Source organism: Lentibacillus sp., assembly GCF_035301925.1.
In the GTDB taxonomy this organism is placed as follows: domain Bacteria; phylum Bacillota; class Bacilli; order Bacillales; family Amphibacillaceae; genus Lentibacillus.
Map to the genome: position 1 here is coordinate 19,068 of NZ_DATGTI010000048.1, position 21,417 is coordinate 40,484.

Annotated in this window: 24 protein-coding genes; 1 reads left to right on the forward strand and 23 read right to left on the reverse strand. The window is 42.2% G+C overall.

All coding sequences use genetic code 11. The features are described 5' to 3' along the window. Positions 1–108: 108 nt before the first annotated feature. From VK080_RS04360 to VK080_RS04385, 6 genes are read right to left on the reverse strand one after another with little or no spacing between them, the layout of a single operon-like run. Entirely contained in the window at positions 109–1,089 is a 981-nt protein-coding gene (locus VK080_RS04360; RefSeq protein ID WP_324223544.1) for a biotin--[acetyl-CoA-carboxylase] ligase, read from the reverse strand. Continuing rightward, positions 1,065–2,267: a CCA tRNA nucleotidyltransferase gene (locus tag VK080_RS04365; protein ID WP_324223545.1), complete on the reverse strand. Its 1,203-nt coding sequence runs from the start codon at positions 2,265–2,267 to the stop codon at positions 1,065–1,067. Before VK080_RS04365 ends, VK080_RS04360 begins: the two co-directional genes overlap by 25 nt. Positions 2,268–2,286: 19 nt before the next feature. Next, complete coding sequence (gene bshA, locus VK080_RS04370) at positions 2,287–3,408, reverse strand: N-acetyl-alpha-D-glucosaminyl L-malate synthase BshA (protein ID WP_324223546.1); 1,122 nt, start codon at positions 3,406–3,408, stop codon at positions 2,287–2,289. Further along, positions 3,405–3,827: a methylglyoxal synthase gene (mgsA, locus tag VK080_RS04375; RefSeq protein WP_324223547.1), complete on the reverse strand. Its 423-nt coding sequence runs from the start codon at positions 3,825–3,827 to the stop codon at positions 3,405–3,407. The genes bshA and mgsA overlap by 4 nt, the downstream gene beginning before the upstream one ends. An 11-nt stretch (positions 3,828–3,838) precedes the next feature. After that, positions 3,839–4,636 (reverse strand): 4-hydroxy-tetrahydrodipicolinate reductase, encoded by a 798-nt coding sequence (gene dapB, locus VK080_RS04380; protein WP_324223548.1) that lies wholly within the window; start codon positions 4,634–4,636, stop codon positions 3,839–3,841. Positions 4,637–4,668: 32 nt separating this feature from the next. Then, positions 4,669–5,010: a nucleotide pyrophosphohydrolase gene (locus VK080_RS04385; protein ID WP_324223549.1), complete on the reverse strand. Its 342-nt coding sequence runs from the start codon at positions 5,008–5,010 to the stop codon at positions 4,669–4,671. Positions 5,011–5,148: 138 nt separating this feature from the next. Between VK080_RS04385 and VK080_RS04390 the strand changes: the two genes are divergently transcribed. Next, positions 5,149–6,018, forward strand: coding sequence for a YitT family protein (locus VK080_RS04390; RefSeq protein WP_324223550.1), 870 nt, complete (start codon positions 5,149–5,151; stop codon positions 6,016–6,018). 215 nt (positions 6,019–6,233) lie between these two features. Here the strand turns inward: VK080_RS04390 and VK080_RS04395 are convergent, their stop codons facing one another. The 17 genes from VK080_RS04395 to hepT all read right to left on the reverse strand — a co-directional run bounded on the left by VK080_RS04395 (position 6,234) and on the right by hepT (position 21,175). Continuing rightward, positions 6,234–6,920 carry a zinc metallopeptidase gene (locus VK080_RS04395; protein ID WP_324223551.1) on the reverse strand — a complete coding sequence of 229 codons (687 nt, stop codon included), beginning with the start codon at positions 6,918–6,920 and terminating at the stop codon, positions 6,234–6,236. A gap of 71 nt (positions 6,921–6,991) precedes the next feature. Next, positions 6,992–7,246 (reverse strand): sporulation protein YpjB, encoded by a 255-nt coding sequence (locus VK080_RS04400; RefSeq protein WP_324223552.1) that lies wholly within the window; start codon positions 7,244–7,246, stop codon positions 6,992–6,994. A gap of 64 nt (positions 7,247–7,310) precedes the next feature. Beyond that, complete coding sequence (locus VK080_RS04405; protein ID WP_324223553.1) at positions 7,311–7,889, reverse strand: DUF1405 domain-containing protein; 579 nt, start codon at positions 7,887–7,889, stop codon at positions 7,311–7,313. 77 nt (positions 7,890–7,966) lie between these two features. Next, positions 7,967–8,743, reverse strand: a complete 777-nt coding sequence (locus VK080_RS04410) for a menaquinol-cytochrome c reductase cytochrome b/c subunit (RefSeq protein WP_324223554.1) — start codon at positions 8,741–8,743, stop codon at positions 7,967–7,969. Between the two features lie 17 nt (positions 8,744–8,760). Continuing rightward, positions 8,761–9,435 carry a menaquinol-cytochrome c reductase cytochrome b subunit gene (gene qcrB, locus VK080_RS04415; protein WP_324223555.1) on the reverse strand — a complete coding sequence of 225 codons (675 nt, stop codon included), beginning with the start codon at positions 9,433–9,435 and terminating at the stop codon, positions 8,761–8,763. A gap of 6 nt (positions 9,436–9,441) precedes the next feature. Further along, on the reverse strand, positions 9,442–9,957 hold the full coding sequence (locus tag VK080_RS04420; RefSeq protein ID WP_324223556.1) for a ubiquinol-cytochrome c reductase iron-sulfur subunit: 516 nt from the start codon (positions 9,955–9,957) through the stop codon (positions 9,442–9,444). 187 nt (positions 9,958–10,144) lie between these two features. Further along, positions 10,145–10,615 (reverse strand): YpiF family protein, encoded by a 471-nt coding sequence (locus VK080_RS04425; protein ID WP_324223557.1) that lies wholly within the window; start codon positions 10,613–10,615, stop codon positions 10,145–10,147. Between the two features lie 92 nt (positions 10,616–10,707). Further along, the gene (locus tag VK080_RS04430; protein WP_324223558.1) at positions 10,708–11,271 is read right to left on the reverse strand and encodes a ReoY family proteolytic degradation factor; all 564 of its coding nucleotides are present in this window, start codon (positions 11,269–11,271) and stop codon (positions 10,708–10,710) included. A gap of 39 nt (positions 11,272–11,310) precedes the next feature. After that, positions 11,311–12,576 carry a tetratricopeptide repeat protein gene (locus tag VK080_RS04435; protein ID WP_324223559.1) on the reverse strand — a complete coding sequence of 422 codons (1,266 nt, stop codon included), beginning with the start codon at positions 12,574–12,576 and terminating at the stop codon, positions 11,311–11,313. Positions 12,577–12,753: 177 nt separating this feature from the next. Further along, a complete protein-coding gene (gene aroA, locus VK080_RS04440; protein ID WP_324223560.1) occupies positions 12,754–14,046 on the reverse strand; it encodes a 3-phosphoshikimate 1-carboxyvinyltransferase in 1,293 nt (430 codons plus the stop codon). Positions 14,047–14,075: 29 nt separating this feature from the next. Then, positions 14,076–15,176 (reverse strand): prephenate dehydrogenase, encoded by a 1,101-nt coding sequence (locus VK080_RS04445; protein WP_324223561.1) that lies wholly within the window; start codon positions 15,174–15,176, stop codon positions 14,076–14,078. Beyond that, on the reverse strand, positions 15,173–16,279 hold the full coding sequence (gene hisC / locus VK080_RS04450; RefSeq protein ID WP_324223562.1) for a histidinol-phosphate transaminase: 1,107 nt from the start codon (positions 16,277–16,279) through the stop codon (positions 15,173–15,175). The genes VK080_RS04445 and hisC overlap by 4 nt, the downstream gene beginning before the upstream one ends. 16 nt (positions 16,280–16,295) lie before the next feature. After that, entirely contained in the window at positions 16,296–17,375 is a 1,080-nt protein-coding gene (aroB, locus tag VK080_RS04455; RefSeq protein WP_324223563.1) for a 3-dehydroquinate synthase, read from the reverse strand. Beyond that, on the reverse strand, positions 17,375–18,547 hold the full coding sequence (aroC, locus tag VK080_RS04460; protein ID WP_324223564.1) for a chorismate synthase: 1,173 nt from the start codon (positions 18,545–18,547) through the stop codon (positions 17,375–17,377). Before aroC ends, aroB begins: the two co-directional genes overlap by 1 nt. A gap of 215 nt (positions 18,548–18,762) precedes the next feature. After that, entirely contained in the window at positions 18,763–19,593 is an 831-nt protein-coding gene (locus tag VK080_RS04465) for a protein-glutamate O-methyltransferase CheR (RefSeq protein WP_324223565.1), read from the reverse strand. Between the two features lie 85 nt (positions 19,594–19,678). Continuing rightward, positions 19,679–20,125, reverse strand: a complete 447-nt coding sequence (gene ndk, locus VK080_RS04470; protein ID WP_324223566.1) for a nucleoside-diphosphate kinase — start codon at positions 20,123–20,125, stop codon at positions 19,679–19,681. Positions 20,126–20,203: 78 nt separating this feature from the next. Continuing rightward, positions 20,204–21,175, reverse strand: coding sequence for a heptaprenyl diphosphate synthase component II (gene hepT, locus VK080_RS04475; RefSeq protein WP_324223567.1), 972 nt, complete (start codon positions 21,173–21,175; stop codon positions 20,204–20,206). Between the last annotated feature and the right edge of the window lie 242 nt (positions 21,176–21,417).

A 21,417-nucleotide genomic window follows, 5' to 3' on the forward strand; every position in this document is an offset into this window, starting at 1 on the left:
AAAGAAGACACATTTCCTCCGTGGATGTCGTTTCAAGGTGATTTCCTTGTGTTCAAAACGATGCCACCTCACTTGCAGTCAAAGTTCACGACAACATTGGTTTTTTCTTCACAAAAACCATTCAACTTCTCCCGAATAAATTTTTCGTACGCCATCATTGTCGGTTTGCACAAGCAACGCACCATCTTCCGCAATGCCGGTAAAAGTTGCTTCCAGTTTTTCGCTGTTTGTACGAATCCGGATTGTCTCGCCAACCTTGTATCCATATGATTCCCATTTGTTTTTTATATCGGAAAAACCATTGCGGATAAACGCATTATAAGACCTTTCAAAATACAGCAATATTTGCTGAATGATTTGTACGATTGGTTGTTCCTCGCCGGTTTCCAATTTAAGCGAAGTAGCCTTTTGGCTGATCGATGAGGGAAAGTCTTCATCCGAGTGATTGACATTTATGCCAATTCCAGCAATAATATATTGGATCCGGTCCTGTTCAGCCTGCATTTCAGTTAAAATACCGGCTGTCTTTTTATGATTGATTAAAAGATCATTAGGCCATTTGATTTTTGGTTTTGCTGTTGTGCAATTTGTTATGACATCAGCCAGCACTGTGGCGGTTAGTAATGTCAGCTGTGGTGCAGCAGCAGGATGTATGGATGGGCGTAATAAAATACTCATCCAAATCCCCTTATTCCGGGTTGAGTACCACTGCCGTTCCATCCTCCCTTTTCCCTGTGTCTGTTCATCAGCAATAATGACAGTCCCATGTTCGGCATTGTCACGCGCAGCCTGATGAGCAACTTGCTGTGTGGATGGTGTCGTTGTTTTATGTAGGATATGCTTTCCCAGCCAGTTAGTTTTCAGCCCCCATGTTAGCGTGTTTTCACTTACTTTATCGGGTGATTTCACAATCCTATAGCCTTTTCGGCGAACACCTTCAATGTTATAACCATCTTTTTCCAATTCTTTCATATGTTTCCATACTGCACTGCGGGATATATTCAATTTTTCCGAAAGATACTGTCCGGAAACATATTGATGTCCGCTTGTTTCTAAAAGTTCAATTAATCGGTTACGTGTGGATTCCATTTTGTCCATTCCTTCAATACCTTTTCGTTATTCCTTAGATCCCCTGTAACGACTTTCATTTCCAGTCGCTTTAAAATATTTCCTATCCACGGTCCTGGTTGTCTGTCTGGAAAAAGTTTACATACGTCTTCACCATTTATCGCTAAATCCTGCTTCGAATGGATTGGGAGTGATCTTGCAATTTCCTTAACCCTTTTGATGGATAAGTCGTCATCAAACAGCATATTGGCCAGCACAGTAAAATCATTATAACTGTCCGAATGCAAACGGTACACGAGCCACCGATTCAACCCGTCATGCTTATAATGGTATAATGCTTCATCCAGAGATTCCGCTTCAAATTTGATCTTGTTGGAACACTTCCATCCTCTTATCCATGTATCAATTGTTATGGCTGGATCGATAAAATGAAACATGGCCATAACCGCCCCAAAAGACTGCAAAGGCTTGATTGGATTCGGCAGCCGTTCCAAAATGCAGGGGTTATCCGCTAAAACTGGCAGATGCTTCGCTAAGTTAATCATTTTAAAATAATACATACCGGTTTCGATATATGACCCTGCAAAAAATTTCGACGTTTCCTGCTGGATTCGTTCCACTGCTATTGAATTCAGTTCACTTAAAACAGATTCCATCGCTTGCAAAGTATGTTGATCAATGGAAAAACCAAGCTGACTCGAAAATCGGACTGCACGCATGATGCGCAAAGGATCCTCGTTAAATCGGTCATAGCCCTTTCCGACAGTCCGGATGATACCTTTTCGCAGATCTTCTTCGCCATTAAATGGATCAATCATTTTTCCGGATTTGTCCATTGCCATGGCATTTACGGTAAAATCACGCCGTTTTAAGTCCTGCTCAATCGATTCAACGAATTGGACCGAATCAGGATGCCGCTTATCTGTATAGTCATCGTCCACCCGGAACGTTGTTATCTCATATGACTGATGTTTGTGACGCACGATGACGGTTCCGTGTTCCACACCTACAGGGATGACTTTGCTGAAAATATCTTGGATGACGTCCGGACGGGCAGAAGTGGCAATATCGATATCGCCAATTTCCCGGTTCAGCAGCAGGTCCCGGACACACCCACCGACAAAATATGCCTGATGGCCATATGTTTCAATTCGTTCCAAAATCTCGATTGCTTGTTTGAATTGCTTGGTCAATCGCACAGTATCACCATTTTCAGTGTTACTTGATCAGCTGATCATACAAATCAATATATTGCCGTACAATATCCTTTGAATAGAAATGGGTTCTTGCATGTGTTAACGCATTTTCGGAAAACTGATGTAACAATGATTCATTTTGCAGTAACTCAGTTGCATGTGCTGCAGCCTGTTCGGTATCACCCGGTTCGACGATAAATCCCGTTTCATTATGTTTTATCACTTCTGGAATTCCGCCGACATTTGTACCAATACAGGGCACTTCACATGACATTGCCTCCAAAAGTACAAGACCGAAACTTTCTTTTTCAGACATTAATAATTTTAAATCGGATATCGATAACAAATCACTGACATTTTTTTGTTTGCCTAAAAATAATACCTTGCCAGTGAGCCCAAGCTTTGATACAAGCTGATACATTTCCGAGTATTCCGGGCCATCCCCGACTAACAGCAGTTTTGCACGTATTTTGTCCTGAATCTGTTGAAATGTATTGATAACATCCTGGACATGTTTTACTTTACGGAAATTTGAAATATGAATGATCACTTTATCATCCGGTTCAATACCATACTGATCCCTGATAGACATGACAGGTTTTTTCGTATATTCCGCTTCATTGACAAAATTATAGATCACATGAATAGCTTTATCAGCACCTACTGTCTCATGGGTCTGTTCGACAAGACTCCTTGAGACTGCGGTGACAGCATCCGATTGCTCAATACCATGTCGGATCATTTTCTTCAGGGAATGGTCAATGCCCAGCACAGTGATGTCAGTGCCATGCAGGGTTGTCACAATTTTTACATCGTGTTTGGCAATATCTTTAGCCAGTATAGCACAGATTGCGTGCGGCATGGCATAATGAACATGCAGGATATCAAGTTTTTCTTGATCAATCACTTCTGCCATCTTATTTGCCAGAGCCAAGTCAAATGGCGGATATTGAAAAACCGGATAATGATTAAGCTCCACTTCATGATAATAGATATTGGGATGGATTCGATTTAAGCGGAACGGGAGACTGGATGTTATAAAATGAATTTCATGTCCCGCTTCAGCCATCATCATGCCCAGTTCTGTGGCAATGATTCCCGATCCGCCAACCGTCGGATAGCATGTAATTCCAATTTTTTTCATGTTTTCTTACCTTCCTGCCGATTTTGTTTTACAATGTCACGCCATTCAAAATCGCCTCTTGCCAGCGCCTGTATCATGATTTCGGCTGCTGCAAGATTGGTTGCAAGCGGAATCAGATGGACATCACACAATCGCATCAGTGCACTGACATCCGGTTCATGCGGCTGTGCAGTCAGCGGATCCCTGAAAAAAATGACAGCATCCAACTCATTACTGGCAATTTTTGCACCGATCTGCTGATCACCACCCAGCGGGCCAGACTGAAACCGGTGTACCGGCAGTCCGGTCCCCTCAGCAATTTTTTTACCGGTTGTCCCTGTCGCAAACAGCTGATGTTTCTCCAACACATGTTTATACGCGATCGTGAATTGGATGATATCCTGCTTCTTTTTATCATGTGCAATCAATGCGATATTCATCGTAACTCCGCCTATTCAAGAATATTTTCCAATCCATAGACAAGTTCATTTAATTCCATCACTTTAGTGACTGATAATTTTACACCTTCCATAAATGATGCACGATTGTAAGAATCATGCCTAATTGTCAATGTCTGACCCGGACCGCCGAAAAGCACTTCCTGATGGGCAATCAGGCCTGGCAGACGAACGCTGTGAATATGGATTCCATCTGTGGAAGCTCCTCGTGCACCTTCAAGCGTTTCTTTCTCATCAGGATGCCCCTGCTGTTTGCTCTTTCGAGTTTCCGCTATCATGTTAGCGGTTTTGACGGCCGTACCGGAAGGCGCATCCAGTTTTTGATCATGGTGTTGTTCAACAATTTCAACGTCCGGTAAATATTTTGCCGCTTTTTTGGCAAACGCCATCATCAGCACTGCTCCCACAGCAAAATTAGGCGCTATAATGCACCCGGTGCCATGGGTGATCGATAAATCTTCCAAGGCATCGATTTGTTCTTTTGAAAAGCCTGACGTTCCCACAACCGGCCGTATATCATATAACAACGCAAGTTTTGTATGTTCAAAGCCAACTTCCGGAACGGTTAAATCGATAAATACATCCGCATCAATTTCCTGAAAACATTGCTCAGGATCTTCAAATATTGGAACATTCAGCGCAGGCAGCGACTCAATATCTTTTAATGTTTTACCGTCATTGATACGATCAATGCATGCTGCCAGTTCGAACGATGCTTCATTATGTACCATCCAAACAGCTTCTGATCCCATTTTCCCGCGTGGTCCGGCTATAATAATCTTAGTTTTCATGGTTCATACCTCCTGTTGAGTGGCTACTGAATCTATTTTTCCTTGCGCGTCCAACGATTTTTATCACGTGTTTCGATTTTGCCCATGGAACGTTCAAATGCTTCGGATAAATCAATATCAAGTGAATTGGCAAAACAGGTTAAAACAAAAATAATGTCACCAAGCTCTTCATCTACCGTTTTCTCTTTTTCGGATGTTTTCTTCGGTTTTTCGCCATAATAGTGATTGACTTCACGGGCCAATTCACCGGTTTCTTCGCTCAGTCGGGCCATCAAGCTTAATGGGGAAAAATAGCCTTCTTTAAACTGACTGATATAATCGTCAACCCGTTTTTGAATCTCTCCTGTTGTGTAATGTGGATGGTTTGCTGTCATTCAAATCCCTCTTTATTTAAATGTAATCTCTTTTTATGTTAGCTAAAAGGTCGTATTTTGACAAATCATTGGGCTTTTGATTTTACGGATAATTTGGCTATAATAGAAAAAGTATCCACATGTATGGGAGGTTCAGTTATGATATTCGGCTTAAAACTAAAAAATATCGTATTGATTTTATTTGGATCTGCTATTTTTTCATTTGGTATTGTTCATTTCAATATGCAAAATAACCTGGGTGAAGGCGGCTTTACCGGGATAACATTGCTATTTTATTTTTTGTGGAAATGGGATCCGGCCATTTCCAATTTTGTGCTTAATGTCCCGGTGTTTTTTATTGGATGGAAGTTTCTTGGACGCAATACATTCATTTATACGGTGATTGGGACATTGGCCGTTTCTGTATTTCTGGCTATTTTTCAGATCAATCCATTTGCAATTGACCTGGAGTCTGATATGACCTTGGCAGCACTGTTTGCCGGAGTGTTTATCGGTGTTGGCCTGGGTATTATTTTTCGCTATGGTGGTACAACAGGCGGTGTTGATATCATTGCTAGACTGGTTAATAAATACGCCGGGTGGAGTATGGGCAGAACAATGTTTCTCTTTGACTTACTGGTCATTTCCACCTCCATTGCCACATATCTTGACATGGTGCAAGGGATGTATACGCTGTTAGCTGTCTATATTGGAGCCAGAGTCATTGATTTTATCCAGGAAGGTGCCTATACAGCACGCGGAGCAACCATTATCTCCAGTCGAAGTGACCAAATAGCCGAGTCCATTATGAAGGAGATGGATCGGGGTGTAACGGTGTTGGATGGCCGCGGAAGTTTTACCGGCGAAAAACGGGATGTGCTTTACTGTATTGTCGGACGAAATGAAATTGTCCGGTTAAAAAATATCATTAATGATATTGATCCCCACGCATTTGTTGCAATGAGTTCGGTTCACGATGTCGTTGGGGAAGGCTTTACATTAGATGAAAATAAAAATCCGCTTGAATGAGCGGCAGACCAATACCAACTCCTCCACTGCCGTAACCCGTCTTCATAACTATAATCGGGTACAGGATGAAAAAAAGGGGCATCTAATTTTTATAAGATGATGCCCCCCTTTTGCCTGTATCTTTCGATTATAGCAGTGAGAAGGGATACATACTTAAAAGGGATGGCAATGAATGCCATCCCCGCATTTTTCAAATTGATAATAATACCGTGCAGTTATTCGTTGCTTGCAGCGTAAATCAGGATAAACCGGATCAGTTCAGCAACAGCTACGAGTGCAGCGGCAACATATGTTAATGCAGCGGCGTTCAGTACTTTCTTTGTTTCCCTTTCTTCATTATTTCGGATAACACCTGTTGATACAAGCTGGGCCATCGCTCTGTTGGAAGCGTCGAATTCAACAGGCAAAGTCACTAATTGAAAAAGCACAGCCGCCGACATGAAAATGATTCCAAGCAAAAGCATTTCGCTCATACCAAAAATAATCCCCGCAAATATGAGAAAAAACGAGAAGTTGGAGCCGGTGTTGGCAATCGGAACCAATGCATGTCTGAATCGCAAAAATGCATAATCCTGTGCATCCTGGATCGCATGCCCCACCTCGTGTGCTGCAATGGCAGACGAAGCCATGGATTGTCCATGGAAATTATTGCTTGAAAGGTTCACGGTTTTCTTTTTTGGATGGTAATGGTCTGACAGAAACCCTTTCGTTTCACGGACCTCTACATCGTAAATACCATTGTCGTTAAGGATCTTACGTGCGACTTCAGCTCCGGTCATACCGGATGATGTTGCTTTTTTGGAATATTTTTTATACGTATTTTTTACTTTGGACTGAGCCCATAAAGGGATAATCATCAACAGCGCAATATAAATCAAATATCCGCCGAGACCACCTAGCATGTTCATTCCTCCATCATTTAAGATATCTTGTAGCTTTCTAAGGTCAATTTTAGTCAAAAATGAACCATTCGTCAATTATTTGAATCGTCCTCTGTTTCCTTCTTTTTCTCTCCTTTGTATTTTTTCCAGCCGACGTAAGATAATGTAATGGCTATCGATCCACCAACGATTCCTACCATCCAATAAAAGGGAATCATGTTTACACTGGAGCCGGCTTTTGCTGTCAATGTATAAGGGTGATGTGCTGAGGCGATGATCGGTGCTGACAGTTGAATGAATATGTATATCCCGATTGCGGTCATCAGCATACGCTTTATGAATTTCATGGAGGTCACCTCACATACCATCTTCATCACTAATGTATGTGCGGATAAACCAACATATTACTGGTCATGATCTTGAATTTTTCGATTTAGTCGTCAATACATATGTGATCCATATCGATGCGATGCTCAGCCAAAATGTGAAATAGCCAATTTCATTCATGTATACTGTTAATGATGAATATGTCGGCATTTGGCCAAACACATAATCAATGACATCATTATGGAGTGTCCAGACGGCCGCAAAGACAATGTGGCGTAATTTGATTGCATAAAAGGGGGCATACAATATTCCCTGGATCGCCATTGCCCCATGGGAGAACATCAGCATATAGCCTGTCCAGCCCAATGATCCCTCAATTAATAGGGTCAGGAAATTCATGACAACTGCCCAGATGCCATATTTGAATAGTGTCATCAAGGCAAGTGCTTCAATGTATGGTATATTTTTTTTAATCAGAAAAAAGAATAATACAATCGTAAAAAATAAACTTGCAGTCGGACTGTCAGGAACAAACATCAGAAAAATATCTGACGTTTCGGATAATTGATGGCGATACCAGTAAAAACCGTAAACAGTTCCCAATAAATTAATGAAAAACAGAAGGAATAAAAACCATTTATCAAGAAGTATGTATTTAATCATTTAAAAATCCCTTCTCCACCACTTATATTAAAAACACCTTCACCAAATCTGTTTGGCAAAGGTGTTTTCAAACCATATTATTGTTCTTCATTCACCGAAACAATGAATTCAGCAAGTTGATTCAGTTCTTCTTCAGAGCCTGAAAACTGGTCCGGCGGCATTGAACCGATACCATTCTGAGCGATGTCTTTAATTTCATCAGCTGAACGATCGATACCGATTAATGACGGCCCGGCGGCTCCACCTTGAAGATCTTCACCGTGACAGCTCATACAGTTACTTTCATATACGGCATATCCCTCAGCATCCTTATCAATATTGGCTTGCTCTGATGGCGGAACTGGTTTATTGGATTCAGCACGGCCTGCCCAATCGACACCTGATGCTGATTCATAAGTAAGCCAGATAACTGAGGTCAAAGCCAAAAGCATCATACCCACTGCAATTGGACGCTGGTGTGGCCGTCTGCCCGGACCTTTATCAAGAAAAGGTGCCAGCAGCAAACCGCCGAATGCCAAACCAGGGATGATAATGATGCCGAATAATATATATGGCCCACTGGCAAAGTCGTATTTTAACAACTCATATAGGAATAAGAAGTACCAGTCCGGCAAAGGTATATAACTTGCATCAGTCGGATCGGCCATTCCTTCGAGCGGGGATGGGTGTGCTAACGTCAAACATAAAAAGCCGACTAAAAACACGGATCCGGCCAGCCACTCTTTTAATAGGAAATTGGGCCAAAATGCTTCAGTCCTGCCGGGATATTCTGAGTAATCTTTTGGTATATTCGGTTTGCGTTCCGCGGAGATTCGGGAATCCCCGACGAACTTCATTCCCTTACCCTTATGCACAGCTTAACCTCCTCTTTTTATAGTGGTCCGGATATTCCTTGTTTACGGATTAATATAAAGTGTACACCCAATAAAGCGAACAAAGCAGCAGGCAGGAAGAAAACATGGATGGCAAAGAATCGTGCCAATGTCTGTGCACCGACAATTTCGTCATCTCCAGCCAGCAATGTTTTTAATTCATCTCCAATTATCGGTACATCCGCTGCAATGTTCAGACCAACTTCTGTTGCAAAGTATGCCTTATTGTCCCATGGCAGCAAATAACCGGTAAACCCTAAACCAAGGATGATGAAGAATAAAAGTACGCCAACCATCCAGTTAAGTTCACGTGGTTTTTTATATGCGCCCTGGAAAAATACACGCATTGTATGTAGCAATAGCATAACGACAACAACACTGGCGCCCCAGTGGTGCATACCGCGTACAATCTGCCCGTGTGCAACTTCTGTCTGCAAATAGTAAACAGAGCGCCACGCATTTTCAATGTCCGGAACATAGTACATGGTCAAAAACATGCCCGACAGTATTTGGATAACCACTACGAAAAATGTCATTCCGCCAAAACAATAAACAAATGCGGAAAAGTGATGGGCCGGATTAACATGTTCCGGAACTTCGTGGTCTGCAAGGTCACGCCATAAAGGGGTGATATCGACACGCTCATCAATCCAGTCGTAAATTTTTTGCAGCATTAACTGTTACGCCTCCTCTCTCGGTTGTGCTTTACCAATATACAACATTCCGTTTTCAATTTTGTGCTCATAAATATCCAAACCTGCTGTTGGTGGTGTTCCCGGAACGTTCATACCATCCTTATAATACAGTCCATCATGACATGGGCAGTAAAATCGCTCCGGATGTTCATCGCTGCCTTCCCATGAAACAACACAGCCAAGGTGTTTACAAATCGGGGAAAGTGCAACTACCTCACCATTGTCATCTTTATAAACCCATGCTGTTTGGCTGACAGTGGATTCATACCAGCCATCAACTTGTTCAACTTCCCAGTCTATACGCTGAGGCTCTGTTGTAATATCTTCTTCAGCCAGCTTAACATTGGTAAAATCACCTTCAGATGACCCTTTCTGAAGGACGGGATCAATTGCCATCCTTAATGGCGAAACCATCAATCCGGCTGCCATAAAGCCTCCTACACCTGTAAGTGTGTAATTCAAAAATTGTCGACGGGATACTGGTTGTTTGTCATCACTCATGATTTTCCCCCCTCTATACATTTTTCACGGACAAGTTTATTAAATCAGATTACTAGGACAATACCATGATAGCGCAATCTGTTAAACGGGTCAATATAAATCCATCTGCGCTTTCATCAGTTGTCATTATTTAGTCATTTTAAGAAAGTATACCAAATATTTTGTCTGAAACCGAAAAAATAATACGTTATTTGTTATCTTTCCAATATGAACGGATAAGCTCAGTGACTTGCTGTACTTGACTGTGGATAACCGACTGCCGTTCCCTGGCTTTTGTAGATTCTGTCACGATTGCCGGAAGCCAAATCAATGTTCCCTGCATGTCTTGTTCAAGTTTTTTCCACCCGGAATCGGCCGTTATGAAAAAGATATGGTGGAATGGTTGATACCGAATATCTTCAATCCATGCGTTAATTCTTTCAGCTTCCGCTTCCTTACCGGCTGATTTTAAATAATGATAATCAGGGAACAATAGAATCCGACCGCTTAATTCCCTTTCCAGTTCACGGGTGAATAGAGACATGACCTCACGCTGAAGCGCATCTTTTCCAAGACCGGCATCATCCGATATATGAAAGGGGATTAAAGGTACAATAACTGTGTCAACATATTCTTTTGCCTGAACATATTGGTCCAGATCCTGTCTTGTCCATTTCATAGTATACTACCTGCCTTCCTGTCTATTCTTCAATATCCATATAAATTACATGTTATCTTAGTGGCACAAAAAAAATCAACCTATTGCCTATGTCAATAAGGTTGATATGTCATGTCACGTTCCAGCTTATACAGCTGTTTGGATAACTGTATGAAAGTCTGCCGGTCACGTTCATCCAAAGCATTATCTATTTTTTCACGCAGCCATTTCCGTCGTGAGTCAATAATGGTTTTATCCAATAATTGTTTTGCCATTTTTTGATCCTTCTCTGTTATGAAGTACTCATCAGGAATGAATGGATTCTCAACAAGTACCGCTGCATAATAAATATTTTGATACGATTTATTAAAATTCAATTGAATGTATAATGGTTCATGCTGATTCATGCGAATGTCATGAAACGTTTTTTCGGCATCGGTTGTGACCAGCTGTTTTTTATAAAAACGGAACGGTACTTCATCCGAACAGTTGCTGGTCATGATTAATCCCCGCGGGCAAAATTTGGCCTCACGCACAAAATGGATATTTGATAGCAGCTTTTGATGGTTGACAATATAATTAAGTATCCACACACTTTCCCGTTTTTTTAATTGATAGTGGTTCAAAAACCATTGAATAAAACTTTTTTTGTCCTTTACAGATACAGGAGTTTGCATTTAAAAAACGAACCTCCTCTTTTATAACGTTCATGTGGACTACATTTCACCAGTCTGCTTTAATCGTTCTACAAATTCCTCGATTTCAGGGTCCAGCGGCTGCTGCTGCAAATACGCTTCGAATATTTGGATGGCGTTATGGATCCTTCCCTCCTCTGTCAGGAAATAACCGTATTCTTTCAGGAAATCACTATCCTGGTTTAGGCTATTATATGCTTCCTGGTAATGCTTTAATGCATTGTTATATGATTCCAATTCGTTATACGCACGGGCAAGCTCCCATTCATAGAGAGGATCGCTTGCTCCCATCTTTTTGATATCGTGAATCAGATCAACAATACCATCCTCGTTTCCCTGTTGTTTAAATAACTCAATTAAAAATAAAATCGCTTCTTTGTAGTCGGGATCGAGTGTGATGGCTTCCCGCACCCATTTTTCACTTTCATCATCTTTATTTAACTGGTGTGCCATTGAACCTGCAAGGAAGTAAAGTTCTTTATTGAATTCATCGACTTGAATACCTTGTTTGGCTGTTTCATACGCCTCATTGACCATCTCTTCACCCTCGTAGGCTTTTGCCAATTCGTAATAGGCTGTATGGTAATACATATCCTGTTCAATCACATGTTTCCATGCCTGGATGGCGATATCACTGCGTCCTGCATGCAGGGCAGTGAACCCATATTTAAACAAAGTATCCGGATCCTCGCTGTCAATATCCTGGTAAGTCTCCAGAGCGATTTCATATTCTCCGGAAGCCGCGTATGCTTCTGCCAGCCGGTCATTAATCGAAATGTTGGCAACTTCTTTTGCAACAGGGCGTACTTTTTCATAATACGTGATGGCTTGCCGGTAGTCCCCGTTTGAAAAAAGCAATTCGCCAAGCGCAAAATCAATAATCGGTTCATTCGGTTCATAATGTTTGGCCGTTAATAATTTTTGCTCGGCTACTTCGACTAAACCCTGAGCTTGATATAAATCCGCTAATTGCATGAGCGTTTGTACATAAGCCGGGTCATCTTCTTCAATATCATTCAATAAGTTAATGGCTTCTTCATCATTATCCTGTTCAATATAAACATCTGCCAGCATGACCTTTATTTCACTTTCATTTGGAAATTGGTGCATCAATTCCCGTAAAATATCAGATGCTTCAGTTAGGAATCCCCATTGAATATATAATTCTGCAATCGTAAATTTTTCTTCATCATCTGCTTTTGGCAAATAATCTTCAAGCATTGAAATCGCCTTATCCGACTGCTTTGCCTCCATCAGATGAACGGCTTCCATAATCGTGCTGTCCATGAAGAACATCCTTTCATTCGTTCGTGCATATCTTCTGATTTTTTTATCATATCGAAAACAGTTCACTTATTCAAGGACAAAAGCGGAAATGCAGCTCGATATGTCGTCCCAAAAACTTCAAAGGTTTAACTTAAACATAACAGGAAGGAACCTGTAACGTGACAGATTCCTTTTCGTTCATTTTCTTGTTAACATGTTTAAATGCTCAAAAAAGTCAGGATAGGATATCGCAATTGATGACACATCATCTATGATGACATTTTGTTCCGTGATTAAAGATGCAATGGCAAGCATCATGGCAATCCGGTGGTCGTCATATGCGGCCACCTTTCCCCCGGTCAGCCCAGAAGTACCTTTAATGACCATACCGTCTTCTGTTGGTTTGATATCCGCACCGAGCCTGGTTAACCCATCCGTCACGGCTTTGATGCGGTCTGTTTCCTTGAACCGGAGTTCTCTTGCATCACGAATAATCGTTTCACCTTCTGCTTGGGTGGCGGCTAGAGCGATTACCGGCAGCTCATCGATTAACCTCGGAATGATGTCACCTTCTATGACAATCCCTTTAAGTTTTTGATAGGTAATGGTAACATCACCAAATTTCTCACCACCGGTCGTTTGTTCATTTAAAATCTCTATCAATGCTCCCATTTCCTGTAATACGTCAATGATTCCCGTTCGGCTGTGATTAAGCCCAACATTTGTCAATGTCAATCTGCTGCCTGGGACAATCGCTGCAGCTGTCATGAAAAATGCCGCTGAAGAAACATCACCCGGTACATAAACATCGGCAGCCTTTAAAGGTTTTTGGTTTGTTATTCGAATATGGTGATTCGTTTCCGTGATATCTGCCCCGAATGCCTGCAGCATTTTTTCAGTATGATTTCTGGAAGCCGTCTCTTCCATCACCTCTGTAACACCTTCTGCAAATAACCCAGCCAGAAGCACGGCTGATTTCACTTGCGCACTTTTAATCGGCAGTGTATAGCGGATACCTTGAAGATGACCGCCTCTGATCGCCATCGGGAAGTTGGAGCCATCTTTTCGTCCATCAAACCAGGCACCCATTTTTCCCAGTGGCGAAACCACCCGATCCATAGGGCGTGCAGCTAAGGAAGTATCACCATATACGGAAGTGAAAAATGGCAAACCTGCCAGTACGCCAAGCATCAGCCTGGCAGTGGTGCCTGAATTGCCGAAATAAAGGGGCGATTCAGATTCGGTAAAATGGCCGGGACCTTGGCTGTCGATGGCAAGTGAATTGCCATCTTGCTCAATTGATACGCCGAGATGTCTGAATGCGTCCACGGTCCGCATGCAATCCTCACCGGTTAAAAAGTTTCCGACGGTCGTTTTCCCTTCTGCAAGAGAACCCAATATCACCGCCCGATGGGATATCGATTTATCCCCCGGCACTTGCAGCTTCCCGGTCAGCGGTGATGAAACAGGGCTTAATGTAACCTCTTTCATCTGTGTCACTTCCCTTCCCCTCTGTTTCATTATTCCTCAAGCATTAATTCATAGCCATGGCGCTGTAAAATCTGGTAGCTTTTCAGCTGTTCATCTTTTGTCGAAACACTTAGTCGCAAAACACCTGTCATGCCTTCCCGTATCTCGAGTATTCTTATGTTGGTGATACTGATATCTTCTTCGGCCAGCAGGTTGGCAACAGAAGCAATGGCACCTGTCTGGTCACGAATGTCGACATATAGGTCATAAAAAGCCGGAATGGCACCTTTTTCCTTGGAACCCAGCCCGTCCCGGTAATCCTTTGCCTGCTTAAGGTAGGCTATCAGATCTGCCTTGCTGTCATTCTGGAGCAGCTCTTTTAAGGACGTCATTTCATTGGTCCAATCCTCAATCAGCCGCACCATTTTCGATTTGTTGTGATAAAAAATATCTTGCCACAGTTCCGGGTTACTCGATGCGATTCTCGTTACATCGCGAAAACCGCCAGCAGCAAGCTTCGGAATGTACTCATGTGTATCCCCCCACTTTTTCGCCTGCTGAACCAGTGCAGAAGCAATCAGATGGGGAAAATGTGAAATAACACCTGTCATTTCATCATGTGCTTCTGCCTTTAACTGGATAATGTGGCTTTTTGTACTCTGGAGCAACTTTTCCAGGGTGTCAATGGCTGATATCGAGCAATTTGAGGCAGGAGACAGCACATAAATGGCGTTTTCAAACAAGTGCCCTTTGGCCGCTGTAATCCCTCGTTTATGCGAACCTGCCATCGGGTGGCCGCCGATGAACTGGATATGCTGATTGGTCAATGTGTTTGCAGTGTCGACGACTGGCTTTTTGACTGAAGACACATCTGTCACGATCACATCCTGCTCAAAACTGATTTTTTCAAGCTGATTCAGATATTCAATCGTTTCGGTAATCGGTGTTCCCAGGATGATAATATCTGCTTTTTGAGCGGCTTCTGCTACATTTGGGCTGGATTCGTCAATTATTTCATTCATTAATGCGAATTCAAGTGTTTTTTGATTCATGTCACAGCCGATAATATAACAGTCTTTGGATTCATGAAGGCTTTTAGCCAAAGAACCGCCAATCAAGCCAAGTCCGATAATGACAACTGTTTTTTTCACGTCAGCGATCCCTCGTTTATTTTCGTGTGCAGCTGGTATAACACTTCCTGTAAATCCTGCATATCCGTTTCATTGCCGATTGTTACCCGGATAGTTTTTGAGACACCAAGTCCTTCACCGGGACGGACGATAAAGCCATTTTCCTGCAAATATTGGAACACCCTGTCACCGCTGATTGGCGTTGAAACAAGCATAAAGTTTGTTTGCGAATCAAAGTAATGCCAGCCGATAGAATCCAGAAATTGCCCGAATGATTTTTTGATTGCGTTATTCCGGGAGACTGTATCTTCTATAAATTCATCATCTTCCAAAGCCACTAATGCTGCTTGTTGGGCAAAGGATGATGTATTGAATGGACCTCTGACAACATCCAGTCCTGGTATAAGTTCGGGATTTGTAATACCATAGCCAATTCTTAGCCCTGCCAGCCCATATGCTTTGGAAAACGTTCGCAACACCACTAAGTTTTTGTATTGCTCCAAATAGCTTAATATTTCCGGCTGGAGCTTTTTATCAGCATATTCAAAATACGCTTCATCCAAAACAATCAGGACATCCGACGGGCATTTTTCGATAAACCTATATAAATCATCCCGCGGAATCAGGCAGCCCGTTGGATTATTCGGTGAACACAGCCAAATAACATTTGTTTTATCGTCAATGGCCGCCAGCATCCCATCGAGGTCATGATAACCGTTAATGGTAGGCACTTCTTTCACTTCAGCACCTTCCACCAATGCATTGTGTTTATACTGTGGAAATGTCGGCATTGCCATGACTGTATTGGCACCCGGATATAAATAGGCGCGTCCAATCATTTGGACAATCTCGTCAGTTCCATTTCCGAAAATCAACTGGTTTTCCGAAACACCCAGTTTATTGGCAAGTGCACGCCTTAACTCAGTCGTATAGCCATCCGGATATATGTTAAGTGCTGGTTTATGGCTGGAAAGATAATCAGCCACTTTGCCGGAATAACCAAACGGATTTTCATTTGATGCCAGTTTGACAATCCTATCCAGTCCATACTCTCTTTTGACTTCCTCTATTTGTTTCCCGGGCTGATATGGTGTCATTTTGTTTAATATATGTTTGCTTTTCATTCCGTAGCCCCCTCATTCATTGATTTCTTTGTGCTAGTTCTTCCAGGAAATCATCTAAATAATCCAGTAAAAGGATATCACTTATTTCCTTTAAAGATGGCTTGGCGACATCCTCCAAAAGGACCATTTGAATCGTCGACCGCAATGTTTTTTTATCTTTCTTCATTTTTGTCAGAATCTGCTCAGGTTCAATATATGGAAGATTTAGTGGGTACCCATTGCTTTTGAGCCAGGTGTATAGTTGTTCATACGGCAATTCCATAGAAAATGTTTTTTCACTTACCCTGAAAGCAAACAATAAGCCGATCGCCACTAATTCGCCGTGTGTGCGATAACCATAACCGAGTATGGATTCCAGAGCATGACCTAACGTGTGTCCAAGATTAAGACATTTACGAATGCCTGATTCACGTTCATCAATCTCCACAATCCCAGCTTTGATATTGATCCCTCTGACTAATTTGTCAGCAAGTTCTTGGCTGGTTAGCGACGAAAGCTGGTTCATGATTAATGACTGATACAACTTCCGGTCGGCAAGCAGTGCTTCTTTCAATAACTCTGCGTATCCAGATCTGATTTCGTTATCAGATAATGTATGAAGTGTTTGAACATCATAGATAACCGCCACAGGGGCATAAAAATTCCCGATCAGGTTTTTCCCGTGTTCATGATTGATTGCGACTTTTCCGCCTACACTGCTGTCGTGTGCAAGAATTGTTGTCGGCATTTGGATGAAATCAATCCCACGCATAAACGTTGCAGCAGCGAATCCGGCAACATCTCCCACGACACCGCCGCCAAGGGCGATAATGAGCGACTGTCTGTCAAGTCCAAATTCAATGGCTTTCGTATGCAGCTGATAAAAGGTATCAATGCTTTTGGCCTGTTCCCCTGCCGGAATCACATGGGTAAAAACAGTTTCCTGTGACAGGCTTTTTTCAACATCCTGTAAGTAATAAGGAGCTACGGTCTCGTCCGTAATGATCAATATAGATGAATAGGATTTTGATAGATATTCACCTGTCCGGTGACGAAGATTTTCACCGATATATACCGGATAGGAATGGTTCTGTGCTTTGACGGTCGTTTGATACATCAGAAACACCTGATTTCTTCACGGTAATCATCGATTGCTTGTTTAAGCTTTGGAAATTGATCACTCGAAAATTGTTCGGTGATGGCTTTTGCCACTTCAAATGCAACAACGTGTTCCATGACAACCGATGCAGCGGGCACCGCGCAGGAATCCGAACGCTCAATACTTGCGCTGAACGGTTCTTTTGATTCAATATCGACACTTTTCAAAGGCTTATAAAGTGTCGGAATCGGCTTCATGACACCTTTAACAACAATCGGCATACCGGTTGTCATCCCGCCTTCGAATCCGCCGAGACGATTTGTTTTCCGGTAGTAGCCGTCTTGTTCATTCCAGGCTATTTCATCGTGCACCTCACTTCCGTTTTTCCGGGCTGCTTCAAATCCGAGACCGAATTCGACACCCTTAAAGGCATTGATACTGACAACACTGCCGGCTATCCTGCTGTCCAGTTTCCGGTCATACTGAACATATGATCCGATACCGGCGGGTACCCCTTCAATATAAACCTCGGCAACGCCGCCAATCGAATCACCGTCTTTTTTCGCCTGATCAATCGCATCCATCATGACCTGTTCGACACGTTTATCCAATGTACGAACCGGGGATGCCTCAGATACTTGCTGGCGTTCTTTAATGGTGAAAGCAGGTTGATCTTGAGCAACTATACCGCCTATTTCCTTGACATAACCAGCTACTTCAATTCCCAGCTGTCTCAGCAGCGTTTTCGCTACAGCCCCGGCAGCAACACGTGCAGCCGTTTCTCTTGCGGAAGATCGTTCCAGTACGTTGCGCATATCACGATGACCGTATTTTAATGCACCATTCAGATCAGCGTGACCCGGTCTGGGACGAGAGACAATCCGTCTTAATTTCCTGTCCGCTCCTTCTTCAATCGGATTCTCACCCATTATATCCACCCAGTGTTTAAAATCATCGTTATGTATAACAAGTGAAATAGGTGACCCCAACGTATAGCCATGTCGAACCCCACCGGTGATTTCGGCCAAATCCTTTTCAATCTGCATTCGTTTGCCCCTGCCATGGCCTTTTTGTCTTCGGCGCAATGACTGATTAATATCATCCTGAAGCAGCGGCATGTTGGATGGAACGCCTTCAATAATCGTTGTTAATTGCTTACCGTGTGATTCTCCTGCTGTCAAATAACGCATGGAATATCCTCCTTCAAAAAAATGATTCTTCAATTATTTGTATTACTATATCATAAATTGCTGTTTTTTTGTTACATTTTAAGAAATTTCAAAACTCAGGGCTAAAGTATATGTGTGTGTCCAAACCCAAACTTCCTGCATATCTATGTTTCTTAAAAATTCAGGAAACCTTGAATGCATCAAAAAATACGTTTGCTGTAACAACAAACGTATCGCTAATCCTTATTCTTTTGATAAAAAAATGTGTCGATCAGGGTTAACCGGTATTGTTCAGGGTTGAATATTTGCTCTGTACTCCCCACAAATAATATCCCCTGTGACTTCAAAGAGCGAGATATTTTGTCATAAACAGCTGATTTTGCTTTATCGGTAAAATAGATTAAAACATTCCGGCATATAATTAAATCAAACTTACCTGGATAGTTATCAGTTAATAAATCGTGTTTTTTGAATTGTACATGCCGTTTAATTGTGTCATTTATGTGATAGTATTTTTGTACTTGTTTAAAATACTTTTGACGGAGTTGAGCCGGCAGTAATTTCAACGATGCTTCCGGATAGATGCCGGATTCGGCTTTTTCAAGGACGTGATTGTCGATATCGGTTGCCAGAATGTGAAAATCAGCATCCGGATAGTGTTCCTCCAGCATAATGGCAATGCTGTACGGCTCTTCACCTGAAGAACAGGCGGCACTCCAGATAAATAACTTCCGATTGTTTTTCATTAATTGCGGGAGCACAAGTGTTTTCAATACTTCCCATCTCTCCGGATTTCTGTAAAAGCTGGAAACGTTAATGGTTATACGATCCAAAAATTCCGCCTTGAGCGATTTATCCTCGTTTATGGCAGACAAATAATGGCGAAAGCTTGAATAGCCATTTTTGTTGCGCAATGATGTGAGCCGCCGTTTCATCTGAGCTTCTTTATATGAAGCCAGATCAATTCCCAGCTTGTTTTTGACATCCGAGACAAACGCTATATAATCATCCGTCATTTTAATTAACGCCTCACTCATACCCATCTTATTGATAATCGTCTTGTGCATTGAAAACCTCCGTCTGAAAACGGAGGTTCCTAAGTTTTTCGAAAAACAGTATTAAATTTTTGTGAATCATTTAATTTTTATGTTTTTAATAAATCCATTCACTGTCTTGTTTAGAGTAGGTCAGCATTTCATCGTTATTAAAAAACAGGTTAATTTCTTTTTCTGCACTTTCAGGTGAGTCAGAACCATGAATGACATTTTTGCCCACAGTCATGCCAAAATCTCCGCGGATCGTACCAGGGGCAGCTTCAAGCGGGTTTGTTTTTCCCATCATGTCACGGGCGGTTGCAATTACGTTTTCGCCTTCCCAAACCATGGCGAAAACAGGACCGGACGTAATGAATTCAACCAGTTCTCCGAAAAATGGCTTGTCCTTGTGTTCACCATAATGCGTTTTAGCTAATTCATCGGATATTTGCATTAATTTGGCACCAACCAGTTTGAAACCTTTGCGTTCGAATCGATTTACAATTTCACCTGTTAAATTACGTTGGACACCATCCGGCTTTACCATTAAAAATGTTTGTTCCATATTCTGCACCTCTTTTGTATGTATTTGTATTATCAGCCTTCAAAAGTTTAACAAATTTTGATCAAAATAACAACGAATCTATGAGCGCCTTTTTCCAATATAGTTTGCAATGCTTTGGAGCGTGCGTTTTGCCTTATGATCCGGTATAACCTCCAGTTCGTTTAGTGCTTTTTGCAAGTATTGATCACTGACCCGGTAAGATTTCGGGATTGCATCCGTTTCTTTCAGTTTGGCAACTAAAGGTTTCATATCAATGGCGGTAGCGTCATCCGGATCAGAAAATGTATCGTTTAATAGCTTGTTAAAAGTTTTATCCTCCATAGCAAATAATACCGGCAGTGTGACATTTCCCTGTAGAAGGTCATTGCCCGCAGGCTTGCCCAATTCCGTCTCTGTAGCCGTGAAATCAAGAATATCATCGATGATCTGATAGGACATGCCAATATAGTAGCCGTATCGGAACAGTTTTTTTGCGTATTCTGCCGGAGCATCTGCAGCAATCGCGCCCAATTTACAGCTCGTCGCGATAAGTAAAGCGGTTTTTCGCTTAATTCTGCGGAAATAATCACGCAAATTCTGCTCCCAATTGTACTTGTCCCTGATCTGTTCAATTTCACCTGAAGAAAGCTGTACCATTGTATTGGAAAGAACGCGATGGGCTGCAGGGTCGGAAAGATTTGTAATGTTCTCGAGCGCCCGTGCTAAAATAAAATCACCGGTATACATCGCAACACGATTGCCATATAACTGCTTGATCGTCGGCTTGCCGCGCCGTAGAGGGGCATCATCGATCACATCATCGTGCACCAGTGATGCCATATGTATCAGTTCAAGTGAAACTGCAACGGTTTTCACCCGTTCGAAATCATAATGGCCAAGCTGTCCGCATAACAAGACAAAAACAGGGCGGATTCGCTTTCCCCCTGCCTGCAGCAATTTTGTGGAAGATTCACGTAAAACATCATGATCAGACTGAATTGCCTCGGTTAAAGCATGTTCAATTAAATCAAGTTCTCTTTTTAGATACCCATATGTTTTCGTTAATTTCATGCACGTCACCTTTAAATTTCTTCTTTTGTCCCGCATCTCACTGGCAGTAAGCCCCATTTTCCTATTATAAGATGACCCGGAAGAGTAAATAGAGGGGGCAACTGCCAGTAAATGTCCGATTCTGTTCGGGCCTGCAGGAGGCAGGTCACAAAGGCGTTGCAACAGGACGCCTGAGAACTTAGCCTTTGTTCTCCTTATTCAGCGGGGGAAAAAGCACCCGCTGAATGACGTTTCACTTTCCC

Excerpts from the sequence above, each read along its gene's own strand:
- VK080_RS04360 (WP_324223544.1), bottom strand. The coding sequence starts at position 1,089 with ATGGAATCCACACGTAACCGATTAATTGAACTTTTAGAAACAAGCGGA.
- bshA (WP_324223546.1), bottom strand. The coding sequence starts at position 3,408 with ATGAAAAAAATTGGAATTACATGCTATCCGACGGTTGGCGGATCGGGA.
- mgsA (WP_324223547.1), bottom strand. The coding sequence starts at position 3,827 with ATGAATATCGCATTGATTGCACATGATAAAAAGAAGCAGGATATCATC.
- dapB (WP_324223548.1), bottom strand. The coding sequence starts at position 4,636 with ATGAAAACTAAGATTATTATAGCCGGACCACGCGGGAAAATGGGATCA.
- VK080_RS04385 (WP_324223549.1), bottom strand. The coding sequence starts at position 5,010 with ATGACAGCAAACCATCCACATTACACAACAGGAGAGATTCAAAAACGG.
- VK080_RS04390 (WP_324223550.1), top strand. The coding sequence starts at position 5,149 with ATGATATTCGGCTTAAAACTAAAAAATATCGTATTGATTTTATTTGGA.
- VK080_RS04395 (WP_324223551.1), bottom strand. The coding sequence starts at position 6,920 with ATGCTAGGTGGTCTCGGCGGATATTTGATTTATATTGCGCTGTTGATG.
- VK080_RS04400 (WP_324223552.1), bottom strand. The coding sequence starts at position 7,246 with ATGAAATTCATAAAGCGTATGCTGATGACCGCAATCGGGATATACATA.
- VK080_RS04405 (WP_324223553.1), bottom strand. The coding sequence starts at position 7,889 with ATGATTAAATACATACTTCTTGATAAATGGTTTTTATTCCTTCTGTTT.
- qcrB (WP_324223555.1), bottom strand. The coding sequence starts at position 9,435 with ATGCTGCAAAAAATTTACGACTGGATTGATGAGCGTGTCGATATCACC.
- VK080_RS04420 (WP_324223556.1), bottom strand. The coding sequence starts at position 9,957 with ATGAGTGATGACAAACAACCAGTATCCCGTCGACAATTTTTGAATTAC.
- VK080_RS04425 (WP_324223557.1), bottom strand. The coding sequence starts at position 10,615 with ATGAAATGGACAAGACAGGATCTGGACCAATATGTTCAGGCAAAAGAA.
- VK080_RS04430 (WP_324223558.1), bottom strand. The coding sequence starts at position 11,271 with ATGCAAACTCCTGTATCTGTAAAGGACAAAAAAAGTTTTATTCAATGG.
- VK080_RS04435 (WP_324223559.1), bottom strand. The coding sequence starts at position 12,576 with ATGGACAGCACGATTATGGAAGCCGTTCATCTGATGGAGGCAAAGCAG.
- aroA (WP_324223560.1), bottom strand. The coding sequence starts at position 14,046 with ATGAAAGAGGTTACATTAAGCCCTGTTTCATCACCGCTGACCGGGAAG.
- hisC (WP_324223562.1), bottom strand. The coding sequence starts at position 16,279 with ATGAAAAGCAAACATATATTAAACAAAATGACACCATATCAGCCCGGG.
- aroB (WP_324223563.1), bottom strand. The coding sequence starts at position 17,375 with ATGTATCAAACGACCGTCAAAGCACAGAACCATTCCTATCCGGTATAT.
- aroC (WP_324223564.1), bottom strand. The coding sequence starts at position 18,547 with ATGCGTTATTTGACAGCAGGAGAATCACACGGTAAGCAATTAACAACG.
- VK080_RS04465 (WP_324223565.1), bottom strand. The coding sequence starts at position 19,593 with ATGCACAAGACGATTATCAATAAGATGGGTATGAGTGAGGCGTTAATT.
- ndk (WP_324223566.1), bottom strand. The coding sequence starts at position 20,125 with ATGGAACAAACATTTTTAATGGTAAAGCCGGATGGTGTCCAACGTAAT.
- hepT (WP_324223567.1), bottom strand. The coding sequence starts at position 21,175 with ATGAAATTAACGAAAACATATGGGTATCTAAAAAGAGAACTTGATTTA.